Here is a 23197-nt window from a genome sequence, read left to right as displayed (position 1 = left end):
CCTCCCCTTCCATGTTTTCACTTTTCACCTTTCACATTTTTCACTTCTCACCTTTCACCTTTCACCTTCTCACGCCGAATTTCTTCCCGCATTAATAATTCCAAAGGAACAACGCATCACCAGCTTTTCATAGGTTGTTTTCATGCCTGCAGCAGGATCATGCGGACTGCCGGCTTCCAACTCACGCACACGAGTAATCGCATATTGCTGGATGGTAGTAAGTGGTAAAACAATTCGTTCCCGCATGGAAACCGATAATTGTTCCACCGGATAATCAGCCATCAGTTCCGTATTGCCTGATAGAAGCAGCACATATTTTCGGGTGAGTTCGTATTCGCTGTAGATCATATGCCAGATCTCTCCGAACACTTTATGATCAGCAAGGTGACTGGTTAGCGGGAAATAACATTTCAACATAGCCATCTCACAGTTATCAATAAGCGTTTTGAAGAACAGGGAGTGCTGGTACATCTCTTTCACCTTCTTCCATTCGCCGCGTTCTTCAGCCAGCTTCAGGGCAGTACCGACTCCGTAATATCCTGTTACATTTTGTTTCAGCTGACTCCAGGCACCTACAAAAGGAATGGCACGCAGATCACTTAAATTCAGCCGGGTTGCAGAACCCCGTTTGGCAGGCCTGGATCCTATATTGGTAGCAGCATAAAAGCGCAAGGCACTCGCATGTGAAAGATATTCCAGGAATGTCGGATGATTCTTCAAAGCCGAATATGCATTAAATCCATCATTGGCAAGCTGCAATAACAATGTTTCCTGTCCCTGGTCCAGGGTTGCCCGGGTGGAATGTTTGGCGGCAGCCGATAGTCCGGCATTCAGTAATTGCTCCATATTAAACTGGGCCGCATCAATGGTACCGAAATTGGAACTGATGGTTTGTCCCTGTATAGTCAACTGAATTTCCTTACTGGAAACATCCTTGCCCATCGAAGCATAGAACTTATGCGTTTTGCCACCACCCCGCGCAGGCGGACCACCTCTGCCATCAAAGAACAACACATCCAATCCGTATTGTGCAGATAAAGCAGTCAGTTCTTTTTTCGCCTGTAGTATGCTGAAGTTGGCCATCAGGTATCCGCCATCTTTGGTGCCATCCGAAAAACCAAGCATGATGGTTTGTTTATCTCCCCTCCTTTTCAGGTGTTCGCGATAAACCGGAAGCTGGTATAAAGTATCCATGATGGCTCCTGCCTGCCTCAAATCTTCAATGGTTTCAAAGAGCGGAACAATATCCACTGTCAATTCTTCTTTTTTCCAACCACCAAGTAAAAACAATCCGAATACTTCCATCACATTGGCAGCGCTGGTACAATGACTGATGATATAACGATGGCAACCTATTTCACCATTCTCCTGCTGAATGCGGGCTATCGCTTTTACAGAAGCAAGCGTATCGGCATGTACAGCTTCCTTAAAGGTTGGATCAGTTGCCAATGCGGGCAGTTTGCTGAGTTGATCCAGGCGTTGCTCAGGACTGAGACTACTATACAAGCCAGAGAAGATGTTGCCGGATTGGGAAATCACTTCAAAAAAGGATTCATGTACAGAGCTATCCTGACGAACATCTAGTGATGCATAGAATAAACCAAAGGCCCGGATCTTCTGAATGAGGTTATCAATCCGGTCGGCGAACAAACCATTGTGTTGTAACACGATGGTATCCCTCACTTGTTGTAATTGACGGATCATCGAATCTGCACTCAGACTACGCGTAGGTTGTTCACCAAAAACCTCGTTGTATAATTGCTTTTCCAGATCCGCGATCAACTGATCGGTTTCTTTAAAGGTGAGTCTTCGTTTCAGTCGCCTTACATCCAGGTAATATTGTTTGATGATACTCGAACGAAGGGCGGCAGCTACCTGGATGGTAGTATCTGCCGTAACAAATGGGTTCCCATCACGATCTCCACCTGGCCAGAAACCCATTTGAAGCAAGGGCTGCTTATTATTCACCTTGCCAGCCAATTCACTATCGGCATAAGAAAGAATTTTTCCGACAGCCGGATAAAACACATTATCCAGGTACCAGACCAGGCTCATCGCCTCATCAAACGGAGTGGGTTTCTGCTTTTTAAAGAAGGGGGTTTTCCCCAATTGCTGCAGGTAACTATTTACGAGAGAGGTATTATTTTCCTGTAAGGCTTTCGAGAGATCATGGATAATTCCAAGAACAGAACCCGGATAAAACTGTGTTGGATGGGCGGTTAATACCATGCGCACACAGAACGGATTTTTTTCCAGCTGACTGGTATCCAGATCCGGCTGTTGTAAAAAAGAAGCGAGTTGTTTCAGTGTACCCGGACCGGAAAAATCATTGATCTTACTGAATGCGGCATCTTCCAGCGCATCAAAAAGCACCACCTGTCTTTCCACATACTGCACAAAGCGAAACAGTAAATCCGCTTTTTCCTGTTCGGTTCTGAAACTGGTGTGACTGGCAAAAAAATCATCCAGAATCTGCAACGGCGTTTTCTTCTTTTTGTACCCTTCTTCGCAAACATTCAGCAACACCGAAAGCAGGATGCCGGTCTTTTCAATCCGGTGAAACGGCAATGAAGTAAAGAGACTGTTGTACAATTGAAACTTCAGCGCAACTTCACTTTTAAATTGTTGAAGGGCTGCCGGGTCAATTTTGGCCATATGGGGTAATTTAGTCGTTGTTAAGGGCAGCAATCGGGCCATGAATATACCAAAACAGTTGCACTTTGACCGCTGGTAAAACAGATCAAAAAAAAATTAAAACTAACGCTTGTTATAAAAAAGGGCTGTGGTAATTTCATGCCCGATTCATGGCATTCGTTTCTACATACACAACTACTACCACTACTATTACAACCCGCTAAGGGTTGTACATTACCATATTATGCCATGGGCCTTCGGGCTGTTTTCACCAGGAATTATTCGTTCAATTATTCAGATTCTTTATCATCATTATCCATTTTATGCAGGTATTAAAATTCGGCGGCACTTCTGTTGGCAGTCCGGAAGCAATTCAGAATGTTATCTCCATCGTCTCAGAAAAAATCAAAAAGAATAAAGTAATCACGGTTGTATCTGCTTTTGGTGGAACCACAGACCTGCTCCTGCAATGCGGGCAACTGGCAGCAAGCGGGGATGAGGCTTACAAGGAACTGATCCAGAAAATCACCTCCCGGCATCTGGATGCGGTGAAACAACTCATACCGGTTCAGCAACAAAGCAGTTACCTGAGTGCTGTAAAAAAGAGCTGCAATGAAGTAGAAGATCTTTGTAATGGAATTTTTCTATTGGAAGAAACCACTGCCCGCACCAAAGACAAACTGGTCAGTTATGGTGAACTCATCTCTTCCCAAATTATCACGGCAGCATTCCAGGCAGCAGGAATAGCAACCACCTGGTGGGATAGCCGAAAACTGATTCGTACCAATGCACAATATGGAAATGCGATTGTTGATTTCAAAACAACAGAAGCACAATTGAAAACTGCAGCAGAAGCAGTAAGCGGCAATCATATCGTGATGCCAGGATTTATCGCCTCCAGTGCAGAAGGGGTAACCACTACCCTGGGCAGAGGAGGATCGGATTATACAGCTGCTATTGCAGCAGCCTGCCTGGATGCGGAATCACTTGAAATCTGGACAGATGTAAGTGGCATGATGACAGCTGATCCGCGCTGGGTACCCAATGCGCGGGTGATACCAACCATCTCTTACCAGGAAGCCATGGAATTATCTCATTTCGGCGCGAAGGTGATTTATCCGCCTACTATCCAGCCGGTAATGAACAAACAGATCCCGATCTGGATTAAAAATACGTTTGCAGCAGCTGATACAGGAACCCTGATACAACAGGAAGGCTACCGCAATGGCTCACCTGTAAGAGGCATATCAAGCATCAGCAAATTAGCCTTATTAAGCCTGGAAGGAAGCGGCATGGTGGGTGTACCTGGCTTTTCCCGCAGGTTGTTTGAAGCTTTGTCGGCACATCAAATCAATGTGATTCTGATAACGCAAGGCTCCTCTGAACATTCCATTTGCGTGGGAGTAGATGAAGCCGCTGCAGAACTGGCAAAAGAAGCTGTGGATGCGGCCTTTGCGCCGGAAATCAGTTTGCAGAAAGTGGATCCGCTTGAAATTGAAAAAGGATTATCCATCGTTGCACTGGTGGGTGAACAAATGAAGAGTCATCCTGGTATCAGTGGCAAACTATTTGGCGCACTAGGTCGCAATGGAGTGAATGTTAGAGCCATTGCACAGGGTTCTTCCGAACGCAATATATCGGCGGTGATTGCAACATCCGATGTGAAGAAAGCCATCAACCTCTTACATGAAGAATTCTTTGAAACCAGTCTAAAGCAGGTGAATCTCTTCATCAGTGGGGTTGGAAATGTGGGCAGTCGATTGCTGCAACAATTACAACAGCAACAACAATATCTGCTGCATCATAACCGGCTGCAATTAAGAGTAGTTGGGTTGGCCAATAGTAAAAAAATCGCGTTTAGCGAAGAGGCGATTGACTTATCCAACTGGAAAGAATTTTTGGATAATGGCAAAGAAGCAAGTATCCATGAATTTGTAGATGGTATATTGGAACGTAACCTGAGAAATACTGTATTTGTAGATATCACTGCCAGCCAGGAAGTGGCGGGCGTTTATTCCAGGCTGTTAGAAAAGAGCTGTGCGGTAGTAGCCTGCAACAAAATAGCCTGCTCCTCTCCGTATGTATATTACCGTGAGTTGAAGGAAAAAGCAAGAGTAAACAATACCGGATTTCTTTTTGAAACCAATGTGGGCGCAGGTTTACCGGTAATTGGTACACTGAACGACCTGGTGAGAAGCGGTGATAAAATCAAACGGATTGAGGCAGTGCTGAGTGGTACGTTGAATTATGTTTTCAATCATTATGACGGATCGAGACCTTTTGCAGAAGTAGTTCGTCAGGCACAACATGAAGGTTATACTGAACCTGATCCGCGTCTTGACTTAAGTGGAACCGATGTGATGCGTAAGATCATGATCCTTGCAAGAGAAGCAGGTGAACAACTGGAAATGGATGCGATTACCAATCATCGTTTCCTGCCGGCTTCATGTATGGAAGGTTCTGTTGAAGATTTTTATGCCAGTATGTTAAAGGAAGAAGATCATTTCCGTGACATTTATGAGGAAGCGAATCGAAATGGCAACAAACTCAAGTTTGTAGCTGCCTTTCACAATGGCAAAGCGGAAGTGGGTTTGCAGCAGATAAGTCCGGGTCATGATTTATACCACCTCTATGGCAAGGATAACATCGTATTATTCTATACCGAAAGATACCCGGAGCAACCGATGGTGATTAAAGGCGCGGGAGCAGGTGCAGATGTAACTGCCTCCGGTGTATTTGCTGATATTTTAAGAGCTACCCTAACCTGAGAAATCAATTCTGATGCAAACTAACCTCAACATACAACCGCTTTTTGATACGGAAATTGAAGTGCTTTGTCCGGCTACTGTAGCTAACCTGGTATGTGGATTTGATATCCTTGGTATGGCCTTACAAGATCCTTCGGACCGCATCAGGATGAAGCTCAGCAAGGAACCGGGTATCCGGATTCAGCACACCGATGAATACAAGTTGCCAACTGAACCGGCACAGAATGTAGCCGGTGCTGCGTTGCTTGATTTGTTACAGGCCCTTCCGGAACCTGTTGGAATTGAGATCAGGATCACCAAAGAAATTAAACCCGGCAGTGGGCTGGGTTCCAGTGCTGCCAGTGCTGCCGGAGCAGTGGTAGGCGCGAACTATCTGCTGGGTAAACCATTCTCAGATGAAGACCTGGTACGTTTTGCCATGGCGGGTGAAAAGGTAGCCAGTGGTGTGAAACATGCCGACAATATCACGCCCTGTATCCTGGGAGGGGTGACCCTGATTCGTTCCATTTTCCCATTAGATATTATTCGTCTATCAGCTCCGCCCCTGCAGGTTACTGTGGTGCATCCCCAGATAGAAGTGCGTACCTCCGATGCCAGGCAAATTCTTAGAAAAGAGGTCTTACTGAAAGATGCTATCCGGCAGTGGGGCAACATAGCAGGACTGGTAGCAGGCTTTTTAAAAGAAGATTATGAGTTGATTGGAAGATCGCTGGAAGATGTGATCATTGAACCGGTTCGCAGCATCCTGATACCTGGCTTTGACGAGGTAAAACAACGCTCTAAGGCTGCCGGTGCATTGGGAGGCGGAATTAGTGGTTCGGGTCCTTCTATTTTCATGCTAAGCAAAGAAGAAGCTACTGCCCGCAGTATTGCAGAGATCATGAAGCAGATATATACTCAGTTAGGAATTGAATCCAAAGTATATGTTACCTCAATTAATTCAATGGGCTGTGAGGTACGTAAGAGGGAGTAATGGAAGAAAGGAGGAATGGAAGAGGGGACCTGAGACAATTCATAATTCATAATTCTAAATTCATAATTCTTGCAATACTATAGTTTACAGCATAAAGCGCCGAAGGTTGATTTCAGGTCGGCTACTATACAGGGACAGGCACCGGATGGGGGCTTGTATTTTCCGGAAAGCATTCCGCAATTGCCGGCAACCATCCTGAACAACTTAGCCGGATTATCGAGAGAAGCGCTTGCCTATGAAGTGATTCGTCCTTTTGTTGGTGATACGATTCCGCAGGATGAATTACGCAGGATAGTAGCTGAAACCATTGATTTTCCTATACCGCTCAAACAGGTGTATGATGGGGTGTATTCCCTGGAATTATTTCACGGTCCCACACTAGCTTTTAAAGATATCGGAGCCAGATTTATGAGTCGCTGCCTGGGCTATTTTGCCCGCGATGAAAAACAGCCGATTACTGTATTGGTAGCTACTTCCGGTGATACCGGGGGAGCTGTTGCAAGTGGTTTTCATAAGGTGGAAGGAGTACGTGTGGTGATCCTCTATCCTTCCGGGAAAGTAAGTTCGGTTCAGGAAAAACAGTTAACCACTTTTGGTGATAATATTCATGCGCTTGAGGTAGACGGCAATTTTGATGATTGCCAGCAACTGGTTAAAAGAGCATTTAAAGATACCGAACTGACCAGCCAACTCTTTCTTACCTCGGCCAATTCCATCAATGTTGCCCGCTGGTTGCCCCAGCAGTTTTACTATTTCTTTGCGCTGCAACAATGGAAAGAAAAGCAGCCACCGGTATTTAGCGTACCAAGTGGCAATTTTGGAAATATCTGTGCCGGGATGATGGCCTGGAAAGCTGGGTTGCCGGTAGCTCATTTTATAGCAGCCTGCAATGCCAATGATGTAGTACCAAGGTTCCTGGAAACAGGAGACTATGAACCCCGAAAAGCAATCCCGACTATTTCAAATGCCATGGATGTGGGAGATCCCAGCAATTTTGTACGCATCCTGGAACTGTTTGGAAAAGAACGGGAACAACTAAAGACCATGCTGTCAAGTTATCGCACCAGCGATCAACGCACCAGGGAGCTCATCCGGTCTATGTACCAACAGCATGCTTACCTGCCCGACCCGCATGGAGCAGTAGGGTTTGATGCCCTGGCCGACTGGATCCAGCAACATCCCGGTCAAAAAGGGATCGTACTGGAAACTGCCCACCCGATTAAATTCCTGGATGTGGTAGAGCCCGTAATTGGCCAACCTGTACCGGTACCAGCAAGCATTGAAGAAACGTTAACGAAAACTAAAAATGCTACACAGATTGAGGCGGACTATAGCAAATTGAAGGACTATTTAGTAAATTCTAATCCTTTCTAATCCGGTTTTAAACTTTCTAAGTGCAGAACCGTTTAGTTTCGCTAAAGGGACAAATCCCCGTTTTAAAACACATTTATGCTCAGTGTATTGCTGGTTGAGGACGAGATTTCAGTAGGCAACCTGATTAATAAGGGATTGTCTGAAAGAGGATATAAAATCAGTATTGCCCCGGATGGTGACATTGGCTATGAAATGGCCACCAAAAATGAATTTGATATTATGATCCTGGACATCATGTTGCCAGGTATGAACGGACTGGAATTATGCAAGCGGCTAAGAAACAATAAAATTGATACACCCATTCTGATGTTAACTGCATTAAGCAGTACCGAGAATATTGTAACCGGGCTCGATAGTGGAGCTGATGATTATATAACCAAGCCATTCAAGTTTGCAGAACTGGAAGCCCGCATCCGTTCCCTTGCAAGGCGCAAAAACCCCATGCAAACAGAGGAAACCAATGTATTGCGGGTAGCGGATCTGGAAATGAACCCGGATAGTAAAACCGTAACACGAAATGGAAAAAGAATCAGTCTTACTTCCACTGAATTCAGACTGCTGGAATTCCTGATGAAAAACAAAGGTAAGGTGCTATCCAGGATGACCATTCTTGAAAATGTGTGGGGAATCGATTTTAACATCAGCACGAATGTGGTAGATGTTTATATCAACTATGTACGTAAGAAAATTGAGAGTTCATTCGACCGGAAGCTGTTACACACAGTAGTAGGAATGGGATATGTAATAAAGGATTCCTGATATGAAAGTCCAGACCAAAACCGGAATTCTTTTCACTGTCATAACAGCTACCATCATCCTGATCATCAGCTGGACATCCTATTTCATTACGCAGAGTTTTGTTAGCCGGGATTTTTTCAAGCGGCTTGAAATCAGGGTGATCGTTGCCACGAAAGTATTATTTGAACAGGATCATATTGCCACTTCCACCTATGAAGACCTTCGAAAAAAATACCTGGAAACGCTGACACAGGAAAAAGAGTATGTTTTCAAAGTGGATACCCTGGATCGGCTGAAAGAGAGAAAAAGTTTTATTCCCTACTCCTATCTGCAAAATATAGTTGCACTCAAAGGCACACCTGTTTATTTCAACAAAGGGAATATTGACTTTGCAGGGTTGTATTACCCCGATGAAACTGGCGAATATATTGTTATAAAATCTGCCGTAAATGAGTATGGTATAACCACGTTACAGAACCTGCGCAATATTAAAATTGCCACTTTCATCCTGGCAGTAATTATCGTTTATACAACCAGTATTTTCTTCTCCCGCAAGACCTTTCAACCAGTGCGGGATATCATCGAGAAAACAAAAAACATCAGTGCGTATAATCTTGGATTGCGATTGGAAGATAAAGGAGGAGGAGATGAAATCGCGGAGCTCTCAAAAACATTCAATAACATGCTGGACCGGCTCCAGACATCCTTTGAAACGCAGAACAATTTCATCAGCAATGCCTCGCATGAATTACGTACTCCACTAACCAATATTATTGGGGAAGCCGATTGGGCATTAACCCGTCCGAGAACAGTGGAAGAGTATCAGCAGTCGATCAGTTCCATTCAACAACATGCGGATCAGCTAAACAAAATAACTTCTGAACTGCTGACCATGTCGCAGATCAGTTTCAATGGGCAGCAACAGGAATGGGAAGAAATCGGGGTATATGAACTGGTTGAAGAATCTGCATTTTCTGTAAAAAACCTGATCAAAGGAACCCAGCTCAACCTTTCCATTGACGAAGAAATCCTCTCCAATGAAAAGCTGACAATTAATGGAATTAGAACCTTATTAAAACTGGCACTTGGTAATATCATCGCCAATGGCGCCAAATATTCCAGCCAGAAAACAGTGAATATCCAGGTAAAAAAACTGGGAACAACAATTTCTATCACCATTACAGACAAAGGAATTGGAATCCCTGCAAACGAGGTCTCACGCGTATTTGAGCCTTTTTTCCGGGGAAGTAATACTCGCTCTTTCGAGGGCTATGGAGTTGGGCTACCACTGGCCCAAAATATCATCCGGATCCACAATGGAAACATTGAAGTAAACTCTGTTGAGTCGAAAGGAACAAGTGTAATAATAACACTGCCAATATACAGTGGAGCTTAAACAATTTTAAACGCTATCTAATATTCTTATAATTTTCTTATGATCATCTAAAGAAAGTTTTATGTGAGGCTTACCCGTTTCTAAGAGGCAATCAAGAGCTTTACATAAAATGATGATAATGAAAAACATTTTATTCCCAACTGATTTTACCACGCAATCTCTCAGTGTTTTGGAGCTGTATATAAAAAACAATTCCACCTATAAAAACACCATCGTATTGTTCGCTGCATTTGAAATGCCCGACTCAGAACAGGACGTGATTGGGTCAGACAATAAACCTCACCTCCAGGTTATGAATGAAGAATTCAGGAAAGGATGCAAACGCCTGAAGGAAAAATATGCTGAAAAAATCGGCAACATGTACTACAAATACATGTATGGAAATACACAGAAATTATTCAAAAACCACCTGGAATTCAATGATATTGATGAGATATTCTTTCCGGAAGCATATACATTGATTCAACCTCATCAACGTTTCATTAATCCCGGTTCTTTTATCAATGCCGCACCGGTGAAAGTGATCAGAGAAGTTCCTGTTGCTCCCGCCCAAAAATCCAAACAGGTTGTTACACAGAAGAGAGAACTAACTGCGGCTTATTAACTTGTCTCAACCCGATCACATGCTATTAAAAAACCACATCCCGTTTGCCTATATTTTCGGGAAAATAAAAACCGAGTTACTGCTCATCACGCTGTATGCTATTGTGATCGCGGTTTTATATGAAAACTATCATATTACCCGGATTTCCATACCTATTGCAGTACCCACGATTCTTGGAACGATTATTTCACTTTTACTTGGTTTCAGAAGCAACCAGGCATATGACAGGTGGTGGGAAGCCCGTCATATCTGGGGAGCTATTGTGAATGATTCCAGAACCCTTGCTAGGCAGGTGATCAGTTTTACCAGCAACTTGTATGAAGATGAGAATATTATCCGCTTCAGGCAACGACTCATTAACCGCCAGATAGCCTGGAATTATGCCCTCGGACAATCTCTCAGAAAAAAGTCAGCCTTAAAAGGACTGGAAAAAAGACTTTCCAAAAAGGACTTTGAATATGTGGAAGCTTTTGACAATGTTCCAACCGCATTGTTGGACCTACATGCAAGAGATATTAAACTTGCCCTCGACAAGGGCTGGATCAATACCTATCAGCATGTAGAGCTGGATCGTACCTTGAGTCGTTTGTGCGACAGCATGGGAAAATGTGAGCGAATAAAAAACACGGTATTCCCTGTTACCTATAGTTTGTATATCCACTTTGCTTTATTGCTATTTATCGCTCTCCTGCCCTTTGGTGTAATTCAGTATTTCGGGATGTTTGAAGTGCCCCTGGTGGTTGCTATTTCCGCATCTTTTTTACTGATTGAAAAGATGGCGATTCATTTGCAGGATCCATTTGAAAACAAGCCTACAGATACTCCAATGACCAGCATAGCTTCAGGAATTGAGAAAAACCTGAAGCAGATGCTGGCCGAGGAAACACCGGAACAGGAACTGGTACCTGAAAAGGCTTATTATATGATGTGATTATTTGAGGTATTTATTATACCAGGCAATATGACGTTTCAGCCGGTCGACCTGGTAACTGGGAACTGAAATACCATGGTATTGCTTTGGATAAATGACCAGTTCTGTTGGTATACCCACCGACTTAAATGCCTGGTACATTTGTTCAGCTCCGGCTACCGGAACATTAAAATCGCTCTCGCTTGCCATAAACAGCGTGGGCGTTTTTATTTTGTCTACTTTGAAAAACGGATAGGAAAGCGCCAGCCATTTGTCGCGGTTTTTCCAGGGCACCCCTAATTCATATTCATATTGTGCGATATATTGATCACTGCCATAAAGACTTAACTGAAGTGAACTACCAGCACCACTCACAGCTGCTTTAAATCGGGTATCGGTTGCAATGGTATAGTTGGTAGTGATACCACCATAACTCCAGCCTCCCAGGCCCATACGAGCGGGATCTGCAACACCTGCAGCAACCAGGTGATTGGCTACTCCAACCACGTCCATAACTTCTTTATTACCCCAATCGCCATAGATAGACCGGATATAAGCAACTCCCCTTCCACTGCTGCCCCTGTAATTCACGGCAGCTACTGCATACCCTGCAGCCGCATATACCATTCGTGTCATATCAAAATCAAACTCATCCTGCGCAACCGGTCCACCGTGAATGAAAATAACCAAGGGCAGTTTTTGGCCAGCCTGGTAGGTATGTGGCTTATAAAGAATTCCGGATACTTTGGTGCCATCTTTACTGGTTGATTGAAAGCCTTCCACCAGGGGCAATTGAAGCGGAGCAAGGAAACTATCCTGGTGATGTGTCATCTGACGCAATTGCCCGGATTCAAATGCAAACAGTTCTGCTGGCAGCGTAGGTGTACTTCTTAATCCGACCCATGATTTCTTTGCCGTATTAAGCTCCATTCCATAAAAACTATGATCTCCGCTGGTAATAGTTTCATGAGCCCCTGTTCCGGCATTTACCCGGATCACCTGTACCCTGCGATCGTCTTCCATTAATGCGAGCAAACCCTGCCCATCTGCTTCCCAACGAATATTCTGAACCGGACGATCCAGTTGAGAACTAAGCAAACGGGACTTTTTATCGGCTATTGAAATAACCCCCAATATGGAGTGCCCGTACATGGTAAAATCATCCTGGCTAGAGCTTTGCAGATAGGCAAGCTGTTTGCCATCGGGACTAAAAACGGGTCTGCTATCACTTCCTTTCCAACTGGTAACTGGCTGGGGAACTGCTCCTTTTTTAAGTTCCATCAGGAAGATATCTGAATTATCATTTTTATCGGGAACCGCAGTTCGGTTACTCACAAAAGCCAATAGATTGCCATCCGGTGAAATGGCAGGCTGTGTTTCTGAATATACCCCGGAAGTTAGTGTGTCCAGTTTGCCGGAGGGAATATCAAACAAATAGAGATGCGTTCCTGTGCTGTCCAGGTATCCTTCCCGGTCTTGCTTGAATTGATACCGATTGATTACATAAGGCTTCCTGATCTTGCTGGCAGCCGTATCTGAATAGTCAGGATCAGAAATACTAAGTACCAGTTTTTTTCCATCAGGTGCCCACAGGTATTCATTGATGGAACCTTTAATATTGGTTATTCTTTTCGGCTCTCCTCCTTTGGTTGGAAGCGCATAAACCTGGCTGTTTTTATCACCAGTTCGGGTTGATAAAAACGAAATAAACTTTCCATCCGGGCTCCATTTAGGAGCAGATTCACCGGCTGCATCATACGTTAATTGCCAGTTTTCTTTGCCATCCCAGCTCATCATCCACAAATCAGAGCTGGACTTGTCTTTAGCACTATCAATTGAACGAACCTGGTAAACGACCCAGTTCCCGTCAGGTGATACCTGGGGAGAAGAAACCGTTTTCATTCGGTAAATATCTTCTGGCTGAAGCGCTCTTTTTGATTGCGCTTCTACATTTGTGAGGGAGCCTATCCCAATAAGCAGAGTTATAACCTGTTTCATATGTAATTTGGAAAACAGGAATTTACGAATTGCCTATGGAATAATGGTAACAAATAAATAAACAAAAAATAAAAGCACCAGTATAATGCCCTGCAGGATGTTGGTTTTTCCGGTTCTTAAAGACATCATCACTACCAGCAGTGAAATCAATAAGAGTACTGAAGACTTGGAATCAATTCCCAATAACAGATCAAATCCCATCAGAATACTTACTCCGGCTACAACGGGTATGGTTAAGCCAATACTTGCCAGTGCAGATCCAAGTGCCAGGTTTAAACTGTTTTGCAGCCGGTTATTTTTTGCGGCCCGATAAGCCGCCAATCCTTCCGGCAACAAGACCACCATCGCAATGATAATACCCACGAGGGTTTTGGGTGCACCAATGCTCTCAATTCCTAATTCTATCACCGGTGAAAGCGACTTACCTAATAATACAACAGCAACCAATGCCAGTACCAGCAATACCAGGGACATCACAAAGACTTTGGTAGTTGGAGGAGCAGCATGTACTTCACTATTCTCCTCTCCTACTTCGGGTAAGAAATAATCGCGATGCCGGATGGTCTGAATAAATACAAAACTGAGATAGATGACCAGCGTTACAATGCCAACGAATAACAATTGTGAATTGGAATAAGAAGGCCCAACCTGGGTGGTCGTAAAATTAGGCAGTACCATGGTTAAAAACGCGATAGCCAGCAGCGCCACCAGTGCTGCACTGATCCCATCCAGACCAAATGTCTGTTCCCGGTGACGTAACCCTCCAACCAACAAACAAATGCCTGTAATAGCGTTTAAAATGATCATTATAGCTGCAAATATGGTATCCCGTGCGAGGGTTTCAGTTCCGGGTCCCCCTGCTAACATAAGGGAAACAATCAATGCCACTTCAATGGTAGTAACTGCTATTGCCAGCACAAGAGTACCATAAGGTTCTCCAACTTTATGTGCTACCACTTCTGCATGATGCACAGCTACCAGCACGGCGCTGATCAGACCACCAATCAGAACTACATTGTACCAGCCCGGACTATCGGTTGGTTTCAAAAAATAAAGTAACAAGGATAAAAAAGGTACTATCTCTGTCCATCTTCTGACAACTTTAGTTATTACGCTCATACCTGTGTACTTTGTTGTAAGATAAAAAAAAGAGGGTACCGACTGGCACCCTCTTACTACTTATAAAAAGATTTGATTAATCAAATTTCAAATCAAGTCCCAGACCTCTTAATTCATGAATCAATACATTGAATGATTCCGGTACACCTGCTCTTGGAATGTTGTCACCTTTAACGATGGCCTCATAGGTCTTAGCGCGACCAATGATATCATCTGACTTAATGGTTAACAATTCCTGCAGGATGTTAGATGCGCCATAGGCTTCCAGTGCCCATACTTCCATCTCACCGAAACGCTGACCACCGAACTGGGCTTTACCACCCAGAGGCTGCTGTGTAATGAGAGAGTATGGTCCGATAGAACGGGCGTGCATCTTATCATCCACCATGTGGTGAAGTTTGATCATGTAGATTATACCTACGGTTGCTTTCTGGTGGAAGCGATCACCGGTTTCACCATCATACAGGTAGGTGTGACCCATCATCGGAATGTTTGCATCCTGGCAGTACTGCTCGATTTCATCAGTGCTTGCACCATCGAAGATCGGAGTAGCGAAACGAACATTCAACTGCTCACCGCACCAGCCAAGTACCGTTTCATAAATCTGTCCAAGGTTCATACGGGAAGGTACACCCAGCGGGTTCAGTACAATATCCACCGGCTCGCCATTTTCGAGGAATGGCATATCTTCTGCACGTACGATTTTAGCAACGATACCTTTGTTACCGTGGCGACCGGCCATTTTATCACCCACTTTCAGCTTACGCTTAACAGCGAGGTACACTTTCGCGAGTTTCAATACACCTGCAGGTAATTCATCACCGATGCTGATGTTGAACTTCTCACGCTTATAACGACCCAGCTCTTCGTTGTACTTGATGCTGTAGTTGTGCAACAGAATGTTGATCTGGCTATCGATTTTTTCATCGCCAGTCCAGCCAAGCGGATTGATGTTCAGGAAGTCAAGTCCCGCCAGGTTCTTGGCAGTAAACTTCGCACCCTTACCAATCTGTACTTCACCGAAGTTGTTGCTAACACCTGCAGAAGGCTTTTCTTTCAACAGGGTCTGCAATTTGCTCAGCAATACTTCCTGGAGATCTGCTGTATTCTTCTCGTGAACTTTTTCTACTTTTTCCAAAGCAGCCTTCTCACGAACTTTTGCATTCTTATCTTTCTTCGCGCGCTGGAACAGTTTCTTGTCGATTACCACACCTTCCACACCATTTGGTGCTTTCAGGGAAGCATCTTTCGCGTCACCAGCTTTATCACCGAAGATCGCACGGAGCAGTTTTTCTTCCGGTGTAGGATCAGATTCTCCTTTCGGAGTGATCTTACCGATCAGGATATCACCTTCCTTCACCTGGGCACCGACACGAATGATACCATTCTCATCGAGGTCTTTGGTTGCTTCTTCAGAAACGTTTGGAATATCCGGAGTCAGTTCTTCTTCACCGAGTTTGGTATCACGCACTTCCAGTTCATATTCAGAAATGTGAATGGAAGTAAACAGGTCTTCACGAACTACTTTTTCATTGATTACAATCGCATCCTCAAAGTTGTATCCTTTCCATGGCATGAAAGCCACTTTCAGGTTACGTCCCAGTGCGATTTCACCACCCTGTACAGCGTATCCTTCTGTAAGGAAATCACCTTCTTTTACCTGCTGTCCTTTTTTCACAGCCGGCTTCAGTGTGATCGAAGTTTCCTGGTTAGTCTTCTGGTATTTGGTTAAGCGGTATACAATCAGGTCTTCCTCAAAGCTAACGAGACGCTGCTCATCATTGCGATCGTAACGAATATGAATTTCATTACCGTCAACATACTCAACCACACCATTACCTTCAGCAAGAATCTGAACACGTGCATCACGGGCAGCTTTTGCTTCCAGACCGGTACCTACGATAGGAACCTGAGGTTTGATCAGCGGTACAGCCTGACGTTGCATGTTTGATCCCATCAGGGCACGGTTGGCATCATCATGCTCAAGGAAAGGAATCAGAGAGGCGGACAGACCCACAATCTGGTTGGGGGCTACGTCCATGAACTCTACATCCGTTTTATCAAGGATGGGGAAATCACCGGTTTCGCGACTGGTAATTTTCTCATCAACAAATTCACCATTTTCAGCCAGAGGTGTATTCGCCTGGGCGATCTTGGCAGTATCTTCTTCTTCAGCACTCAGGAAGGTCAGTTCCTTCATGTTCACTTTACCATTCTCTACTTTGCGGTAAGGCGTTTCAATAAAGCCCATCTCGTTGATCTTCGCGTGAACGCAAAGAGTAGAGATCAGACCAATGTTTGGTCCTTCCGGAGTTTCAATAGTACAAAGACGACCATAGTGAGAATAGTGTACGTCACGAACCTCAAAGCCCGCACGCTCCCGGCTTAAACCACCTGGTCCGAGTGCAGAGATACGACGCTTGTGCGTGATCTCAGACAGCGGGTTGGTCTGGTCAAGGAACTGAGACAGCTGGCTGGTTCCGAAGAAGGAGTTGATAACTGAAGAAAGGGTACGCGCATTGATCAGATCAACAGGCGTAAATACTTCATTATCGCGAACATTCATACGCTCCCGGATGGTACGGGCCATACGAGCCAGACCTACACCGAACTGCGCATACAATTGTTCACCCACAGTACGAACACGACGGTTACTCAGGTGATCGATATCATCGATTTCTGCTTTACCGTTAGTGAGGCGTACCAGGTATTTGATGATCTCAATGATATCTTCCTTGGTCAATACTTTATGATCAAGTGGATAATTGAGATTCAGTTTGCGGTTGATTTTATAACGACCTACTTCTCCCAGGTCATAACGCTTGTCTGAGAAGAAGAGTTTGTCGATGATACCGCGTGCAGTTTCATCATCCGGAGCGTCCGCACCACGCAACTGGCGGTAGATATGCTGAACCGCTTCCAGTTCACTGTTGGAAGTGTCCTTATTAAGGGTGTTGTAGATGATGGCATAATCACCACCAACATCTTCCCTCTGCAGGAATACACTCTTCACATCCATGTCAACAATCACGTCGATTGCTTCTTCATCCAGGATGGTATCACGCTCCATTACAACTTCATTTCTTTCGATGGAAACTACCTCACCGGTATCTTCATCAACGAAATCTTCAACCCAGGTACGCAGTACGCGGGCAGCGAGTTTTTTACCCAGGTATTTTTCCAGGGCTTTCTTCTCTCCTTTCACTTCATCGGCCATACCGAAGAGTTCCAGGATATCTTTATCTGTTTCGAAGCCGATAGAACGCAGAAGAGTAGTTACAGGGAACTTCTTCTTACGATCGATATAGGCATACATCACATTGTTGATGTCGGTAGCAAATTCCATCCAGGCTCCTTTGAAAGGAATAACCCGTGCAGAATAGATCTTGGTACCATTCGGGTGAATGGACTGCCCGAAGAATACACCTGGGGAACGATGCAGCTGGGATACAACTACACGCTCAGCACCATTGATCACAAAGGTACCGCGGGGGGTCATGTAAGGAATGTTTCCGAGGAATACATCCTGTACGATGGTCTGGAAGTCCACGTGCTCTTCGTCATTACAACTTAGACGCAACTTGGCTTTCAGGGGAACAGCGTAGGTAAGTCCGCGTTCCATACACTCTTCAATAGTGTAACGGGGAGGATCAATGAAATAATCCAGAAACTCCAGCACGAAAATATTCCTGGTGTCGGTGATCGGGAAGTTCTCCTTGAACACCTTAAACAGGCCTTCGTTGTTACGTTTGTCGGGAGTGGTTTCTAATTGAAAGAAGTCTTTAAACGATTGAATCTGCACTTCCAGCAGGTCAGGAGCTTCAGCGAGGTGTTTGATCTTACCAAAGTTGATCCTGGTGTTCTGTTTAGTTGAAGACATATGTATTTTAAACCGGTTTTAAAGTCTTATGCACTGATAATTAGGAATTTACAACTTAATGGCCATATTGTAGAATTCCCAGATAGCTATCCGAATATAGTAAAACGGACGGCAAAGGTAGCTTATTTAATTCAAAAGCCAAAAGGTCCGAGTTTTTTTACCACCTGTTGCCCCACCTTTCTTCCCTGCTCCAGGCCATTTTCAATAGCTGGCCGGTAATGGATGCCTCCATACAACCGGGAAATGGCTGCTTCTTCACTTGCTTTGTGAAAGGAGGGAAAGGTTCTGTCAGGCAATCCATAAGGTCGTTCGGTATCATCCACAAATGAAAAATTATCACCATATAATTTTGTCAGAACCGTGGCTGCAGCTCCTGATACTACACTATGCCCGCTAGGGTATTCGGGGAAGGGAGGAGTCTGAAGCATAGGACGCCAGCTTTCATCAATATGACTATTAATATAGGTTTCGGGGCGGATTAGCTGGCTATTGTATTTTTCTTCCCAGCAACTGATAAAGGCATCAAAGATGGCGATGGCGGTAAGTGCGTAGGCTTGGGAAGCTTCATTGATAGATTCGGATTTCATCCGGCTGACCAGGCCGGCAATTTGCATCCAGTGGCCACCCGGACTAATCTTCTTGGTAGCAAAATTCAGGTGCCCCTGCATGGTAATGTGGAAGGGGTTGCAGTCCCAGAAGGCAGCAATCGCTTTTTGTTCATCGGTTAAAGAAGTGCAGACGGTGTAAACCTCCAGGGCTTCTTTGTGAAAGGGGGTTCCGGGCTCAACAGAGAATTCAGTGGCTGCTTTTGGACGAAAAACAGCTGCGCTGTCGAGGGTCAGGCAACGGATCTGCTTCCAGTGGGGTTCAATGGCTGCGATATAACCGGGTGGTGTGGGGAGCCAGGAACCGGGCGTTTTCTTCAACTGGTAACGGCGGATGGCCCGGGTTTCTTTATACCTGTCTTTTGATGCCCAGACCAGGATACTGTCAGCTACCTGTTTGCCGGCCTGAAGAGAGGCATTCAGGAGCTTATCTGCTTTCCGTACTTTAAGCTGAGCCTGTATCAACACCTGCATGGAATCTGAAAAACGTTCTTCCGAAAACAGAAACTGCCGGCCGGTAATCCGAAAGGCTTCCAGGCTGGCAATAATAGGATCTATGGTTCCTTTGATTTTTGAGATGGCAGGAAAAGCCGGTAGCCTACCAAAAAAGGAAGCCCCTTTGTTGGTGCCTGTTGCAACCAGTGTTTCATAGACAGCAAGATGCGGATAGAGATAGATCCGGCTTGCAACAGGAGGAGAAAAAATATCGTGAACAATTACTTCTGTAAGATAATCCTGTGCTTTATGCAAAGCTGCTGCATCACCGGTTTTGTTGCTTTGCGTAAAGCTGGCAAATCCGGTGAAGAGGATGAATAACAGTAAAACTAAAGGCTTCCTCATGGTGCATTGATTTTTACAAGCTGAACGGAACCATTATTGGAAGCAGTCACCAGGATTGGATTTGCGGCTCCTGCATTCAATACTTTCATTTGCCTCAGTTCTCCTTTTAGAAACACCCCTGTTTCCATTGGTGAAATGGCTTTAAAACTTCTGTTACCAGCATTTTCCAGCAGCTGACCAAAACTGGCATCTGACTGACCAAATTGTACGCGGTAGCCTTCAAAATTTCCTCCGAGGTAGATATCCGGGCGACCATCTTTATTCCAGTCGAGTACGATGGCTGCCTGAAGGGATGAAATCTGTGCCAGTTCCGGAAGGGCTGTGAACTGCCAGGGTTGCGATCCTTCATTCCATAGAATGCCGGATGAAAAATTGTTGACTTCCAGGCGATGCAATTTTTTCTTTTGGGAAGCAGGTACGATACCATCCAGTTTTACATCAGCATAGTCTTTGTAGTACACGAATTTTTTGCGCATAGGCACTACCTGTTCCAGTAATTCATCTCTTGATGCGATGGGATAAGACTGCCCATTTATGTAATGAGTGAGAATGGGATCAAGGGTACCATTCTGATCCAGGTCGGTAGTGAACAACTCGACCGGTTCGGTTTTACTGGCACGGATTTGCAGATTGGTTCCGGCATTGCCCAGGATAAAGTCCATATCTCCGTCGCCATCCAGATCTGCAGGAGTAATCGAACGCCACCAGCCGGAAAGATGATCCGGCAGTTGAATTTTAGCCGGGGTCAGTTTCCCATTTTGATTGGCGATTAACTGAACCTGCATCCAGTCGCCAGCCAGGAGCAATTCAGGATATCCATCACTGTTAGTATCTGTCCATTGGGCGGCAGTTACAGCACCGGGTTGCAAAAGAAAAGCAAATTCAGGTGTGATATCTGTGAATTTCACTGCACCATTCTTAGTGTCATTTCTGAGCAGGTAGGATCGATCTGCCATAGGGAAAAATCCCGGCTGGTACATCCCTCCTACCCAGATATCAGGGTCGCCATCTTTGTCAAAATCCGCAATGGCCAGCGCTTGTTTGGGGCTTAGCATAGTTGGTAAAGCTGTAGCCGGTTTGGTGAATCCTCCTTTACCATCGTTGATGTATAACCGATCCTGGTATTCCGGAGACTCCGGGGCGTATTCATTACCACCACTCACTACATAGAGATCAAGGTCGCCATCGCCATCTGCATCCAGGAAGGCAGCCTGTACATCTTCTGATTCCTTATCAGCGATCCAGGGACCAGGGACCAATTCAAATATGTAATTAGCCTTCTGAACAAATAGGGCAGCAACCTGACCTATGGGTGTTCCAATGAAAATATCATCCAGCCCGTCTCCGTTGACATCTCCGGAAGCCAGTGCTGGCCCCATACGCGATAACATATAAGGCAGAAGGGTTTCATCTTTAAAGTCGATGAAATCATTTTCCTGGTGTTGGAATTTAATACGCGATAGTTCTGTGATATCCTGTAACCATGTTTTTTTAGGAAGCGGTATAGTTGCTGCGGAGTTATTCTTAGAGCTGGGCTGGTTAAACTGAAGCAGTTGATTTACTTGCAGATTGGTGTGAATGCTAACTGAACGATCGGGCCAACGAATGGTAAGAGTATCTATTTTGGTAGTGGCCGGCATACCAAAATGGATACGGTAAGATTGTGAAGACTGATAACCGCGAACCGGGAAAAGTTCCTGGATCTGTTTACTGCCATCCGAAGTTATCAATTCCAGTTTAGTTCCAATAGCATAGGGATTAGATGCATTGCCTTTTAACTCAATAGCCAGGTAATTACCAGATGGTTGCAAATTTCTTGTAGTATTTTCAAAGAGTTGAACAGGATCGTTATTGTTAACCACCACCAGATCCAGATCGCCATCATTATCCAGATCCGCATAAACGGCAGCGTTAGAAATTCTTTCTGAGTCCATGCCCCAGGTTTGCGATGTATTCGTAAAACTGATACCGCCATTGTTTCGGAACAGGTAGTTCTTCAGTTTGTTGGAAGGCATTTTTTTAACGAGTGAGTGTGTTTGAAATACCTGGTGACCTTCTTTAGCTGCTTCTATCCTTGCTTCAGCCACTGTATATTTCATAAAATCCATATCCGTATAATCACGCAGGTAGCCATTGGTGACAAAAGCATCTTTCCATCCATCGAGGTCAAAATCTGCGAGCAAACCTGACCAGCTCCAATCGGTATTGGAGAGTCCGGCTAGCTGGCCTATTTCTGAAAACCGAAGTTGGCCATCCTGATCTACACCCCGATTTAGTTGCAGCATGTTACGCATCTGTTGTTTGAAATAACCGCTGTCGCGCAACAGGTTATACTGATCGTATTCATCCGGTCCTTTCAGCATTTTCTGCCGGTGGTTATCTTCTGGCAGCATATCGAGGGTAAAAATATCTGCCCAGCCATCATTGTTTATATCTGCAATATCTGCGCCCATGGAATACTTGGAAATATGCCCCATGGATTTCTCCACCTGCTCGGAGAAAGTTCCGTTGCGGTTGTTGATATAGAGGCAATCCTTTTCAGTGTAATCACTGGTAGTATAAAGATCCGGCCAGCCATCGTTATTCAGGTCACTGACGGTAACACTCAGGCCAAAATTCAGCGCGTGATTAATGATACCTGCTTTTAGGGTAACATCTTCAAACTTATTATTACCAGTATTGCGGAATAAGCGGTTTCCAAAAGCCATGTTGGGGGTGGCCCTTGTTTTACGTGTATTCAGAAAGGGGTTGTAGGTATGATTGGAGTGATTGAGCAGGAACATATCCAGATCGCCATCAAGGTCGTAGTCAAAGAATACAGCATGTGTAGATTGGGTTCCTGCTGCATCCAGTCCATATTCCACTGCTCTTTCCTTAAAAACAGGTTTACCCTGCTGAACTCCTTCATTGATAAAAAGTTCGTTGCGCAGTTGAAGGGAGTCGCTGTACTTTCCCGAATGGCAGACATAAATATCCAACTTGCCATCACCATTAACATCTGCGATAGTTACTCCGGTTGACCAGGTGCTGTTTCCAGAAACGCCTGCGGATAATGTAATATCTTCAAACTGAAGCCCACCTTTATTAAGAAATAGTTTGTTAGGAACCTGGTTACCGGAGAAGAACAGGTCTTCGAGTCCGTCGTTGTTGAAATCTCCCACTCCCACCCCGGAACCATTGTACAGGTATTCATAACGGAATACATGCAGGCTGTCTGTTTCGGTGACCTGGTTGGTAAACTGCAATCCGGATTGTTTCGGATCCTTCTCTTTGAAGAGAGAGCCGTGCTGCTGCGCAACGGATCGGTTGAAAAGCAGCATACTAACGAAAAGTAACAAACGAAAATAGCAGTTCACGA

Annotated in this window: 13 protein-coding genes; 7 read left to right on the top strand and 6 right to left on the bottom strand. The window is 44.8% G+C overall.

The genetic code is table 11. The features are described 5' to 3' along the window. Positions 1-69: 69 nt before the first annotated feature. Positions 70-2655 (bottom strand): phosphoenolpyruvate carboxylase, encoded by a 2586-nt coding sequence (locus tag MD536_RS00700; protein ID WP_239594761.1) that lies wholly within the window; start codon positions 2653-2655, stop codon positions 70-72. A 302-nt stretch (positions 2656-2957) separates the two neighbouring features. On the opposite strand from MD536_RS00700, the gene thrA reads away from it, so the two are divergent. The 7 genes from thrA (at position 2958) to MD536_RS00665 (ending at position 11418) form a co-directional block, all read left to right on the top strand. Further along, positions 2958-5402, top strand: a complete 2445-nt coding sequence (thrA, locus tag MD536_RS00695) for a bifunctional aspartate kinase/homoserine dehydrogenase I (RefSeq protein WP_239594760.1) — start codon at positions 2958-2960, stop codon at positions 5400-5402. A 13-nt stretch (positions 5403-5415) separates the two neighbouring features. Then, positions 5416-6375: a homoserine kinase gene (locus MD536_RS00690; protein ID WP_239594759.1), complete on the top strand. Its 960-nt coding sequence runs from the start codon at positions 5416-5418 to the stop codon at positions 6373-6375. 69 nt (positions 6376-6444) lie between these two features. Next, entirely contained in the window at positions 6445-7749 is a 1305-nt protein-coding gene (gene thrC, locus MD536_RS00685; RefSeq protein WP_239594758.1) for a threonine synthase, read from the top strand. A gap of 75 nt (positions 7750-7824) precedes the next feature. Beyond that, entirely contained in the window at positions 7825-8508 is a 684-nt protein-coding gene (locus MD536_RS00680; protein WP_239594757.1) for a response regulator transcription factor, read from the top strand. A gap of 1 nt (position 8509) precedes the next feature. Further along, positions 8510-9883, top strand: coding sequence for a HAMP domain-containing sensor histidine kinase (locus MD536_RS00675; RefSeq protein ID WP_239594756.1), 1374 nt, complete (start codon positions 8510-8512; stop codon positions 9881-9883). 118 nt (positions 9884-10001) lie between these two features. Then, the gene (locus tag MD536_RS00670) at positions 10002-10487 is read left to right on the top strand and encodes an adenine nucleotide alpha hydrolase family protein (RefSeq protein WP_239594755.1); all 486 of its coding nucleotides are present in this window, start codon (positions 10002-10004) and stop codon (positions 10485-10487) included. Positions 10488-10506: 19 nt separating this feature from the next. Further along, complete coding sequence (locus MD536_RS00665) at positions 10507-11418, top strand: bestrophin family protein (RefSeq protein ID WP_239594754.1); 912 nt, start codon at positions 10507-10509, stop codon at positions 11416-11418. Here MD536_RS00665 and MD536_RS00660 read toward each other — a convergent pair whose 3' ends face one another. From MD536_RS00660 to MD536_RS00640, 5 genes are all read right to left on the bottom strand, one after another. After that, positions 11419-13395, bottom strand: a complete 1977-nt coding sequence (locus tag MD536_RS00660) for a S9 family peptidase (RefSeq protein WP_239594753.1) — start codon at positions 13393-13395, stop codon at positions 11419-11421. It lies immediately after the preceding gene. A 33-nt stretch (positions 13396-13428) separates the two neighbouring features. Then, complete coding sequence (locus tag MD536_RS00655) at positions 13429-14514, bottom strand: calcium:cation antiporter (protein WP_239594752.1); 1086 nt, start codon at positions 14512-14514, stop codon at positions 13429-13431. Between the two features lie 76 nt (positions 14515-14590). After that, the gene (gene rpoB / locus MD536_RS00650) at positions 14591-18394 is read right to left on the bottom strand and encodes a DNA-directed RNA polymerase subunit beta (RefSeq protein ID WP_239594751.1); all 3804 of its coding nucleotides are present in this window, start codon (positions 18392-18394) and stop codon (positions 14591-14593) included. 131 nt (positions 18395-18525) lie between these two features. Further along, positions 18526-19839, bottom strand: coding sequence for a vanadium-dependent haloperoxidase (locus MD536_RS00645; RefSeq protein ID WP_239594750.1), 1314 nt, complete (start codon positions 19837-19839; stop codon positions 18526-18528). Then, on the bottom strand, positions 19836-23195 hold the full coding sequence (locus tag MD536_RS00640) for an FG-GAP-like repeat-containing protein (protein ID WP_239594749.1): 3360 nt from the start codon (positions 23193-23195) through the stop codon (positions 19836-19838). Before MD536_RS00640 ends, MD536_RS00645 begins: the two co-directional genes overlap by 4 nt. Positions 23196-23197: the final 2 nt, after the last annotated feature.

This window comes from Flavihumibacter cheonanensis (assembly GCF_022352215.1).
GTDB classification, from domain to species: Bacteria; Bacteroidota; Bacteroidia; order Chitinophagales; family Chitinophagaceae; genus Flavihumibacter; species Flavihumibacter cheonanensis.
This window is presented reverse-complemented; position numbering and strand designations above follow the sequence as displayed.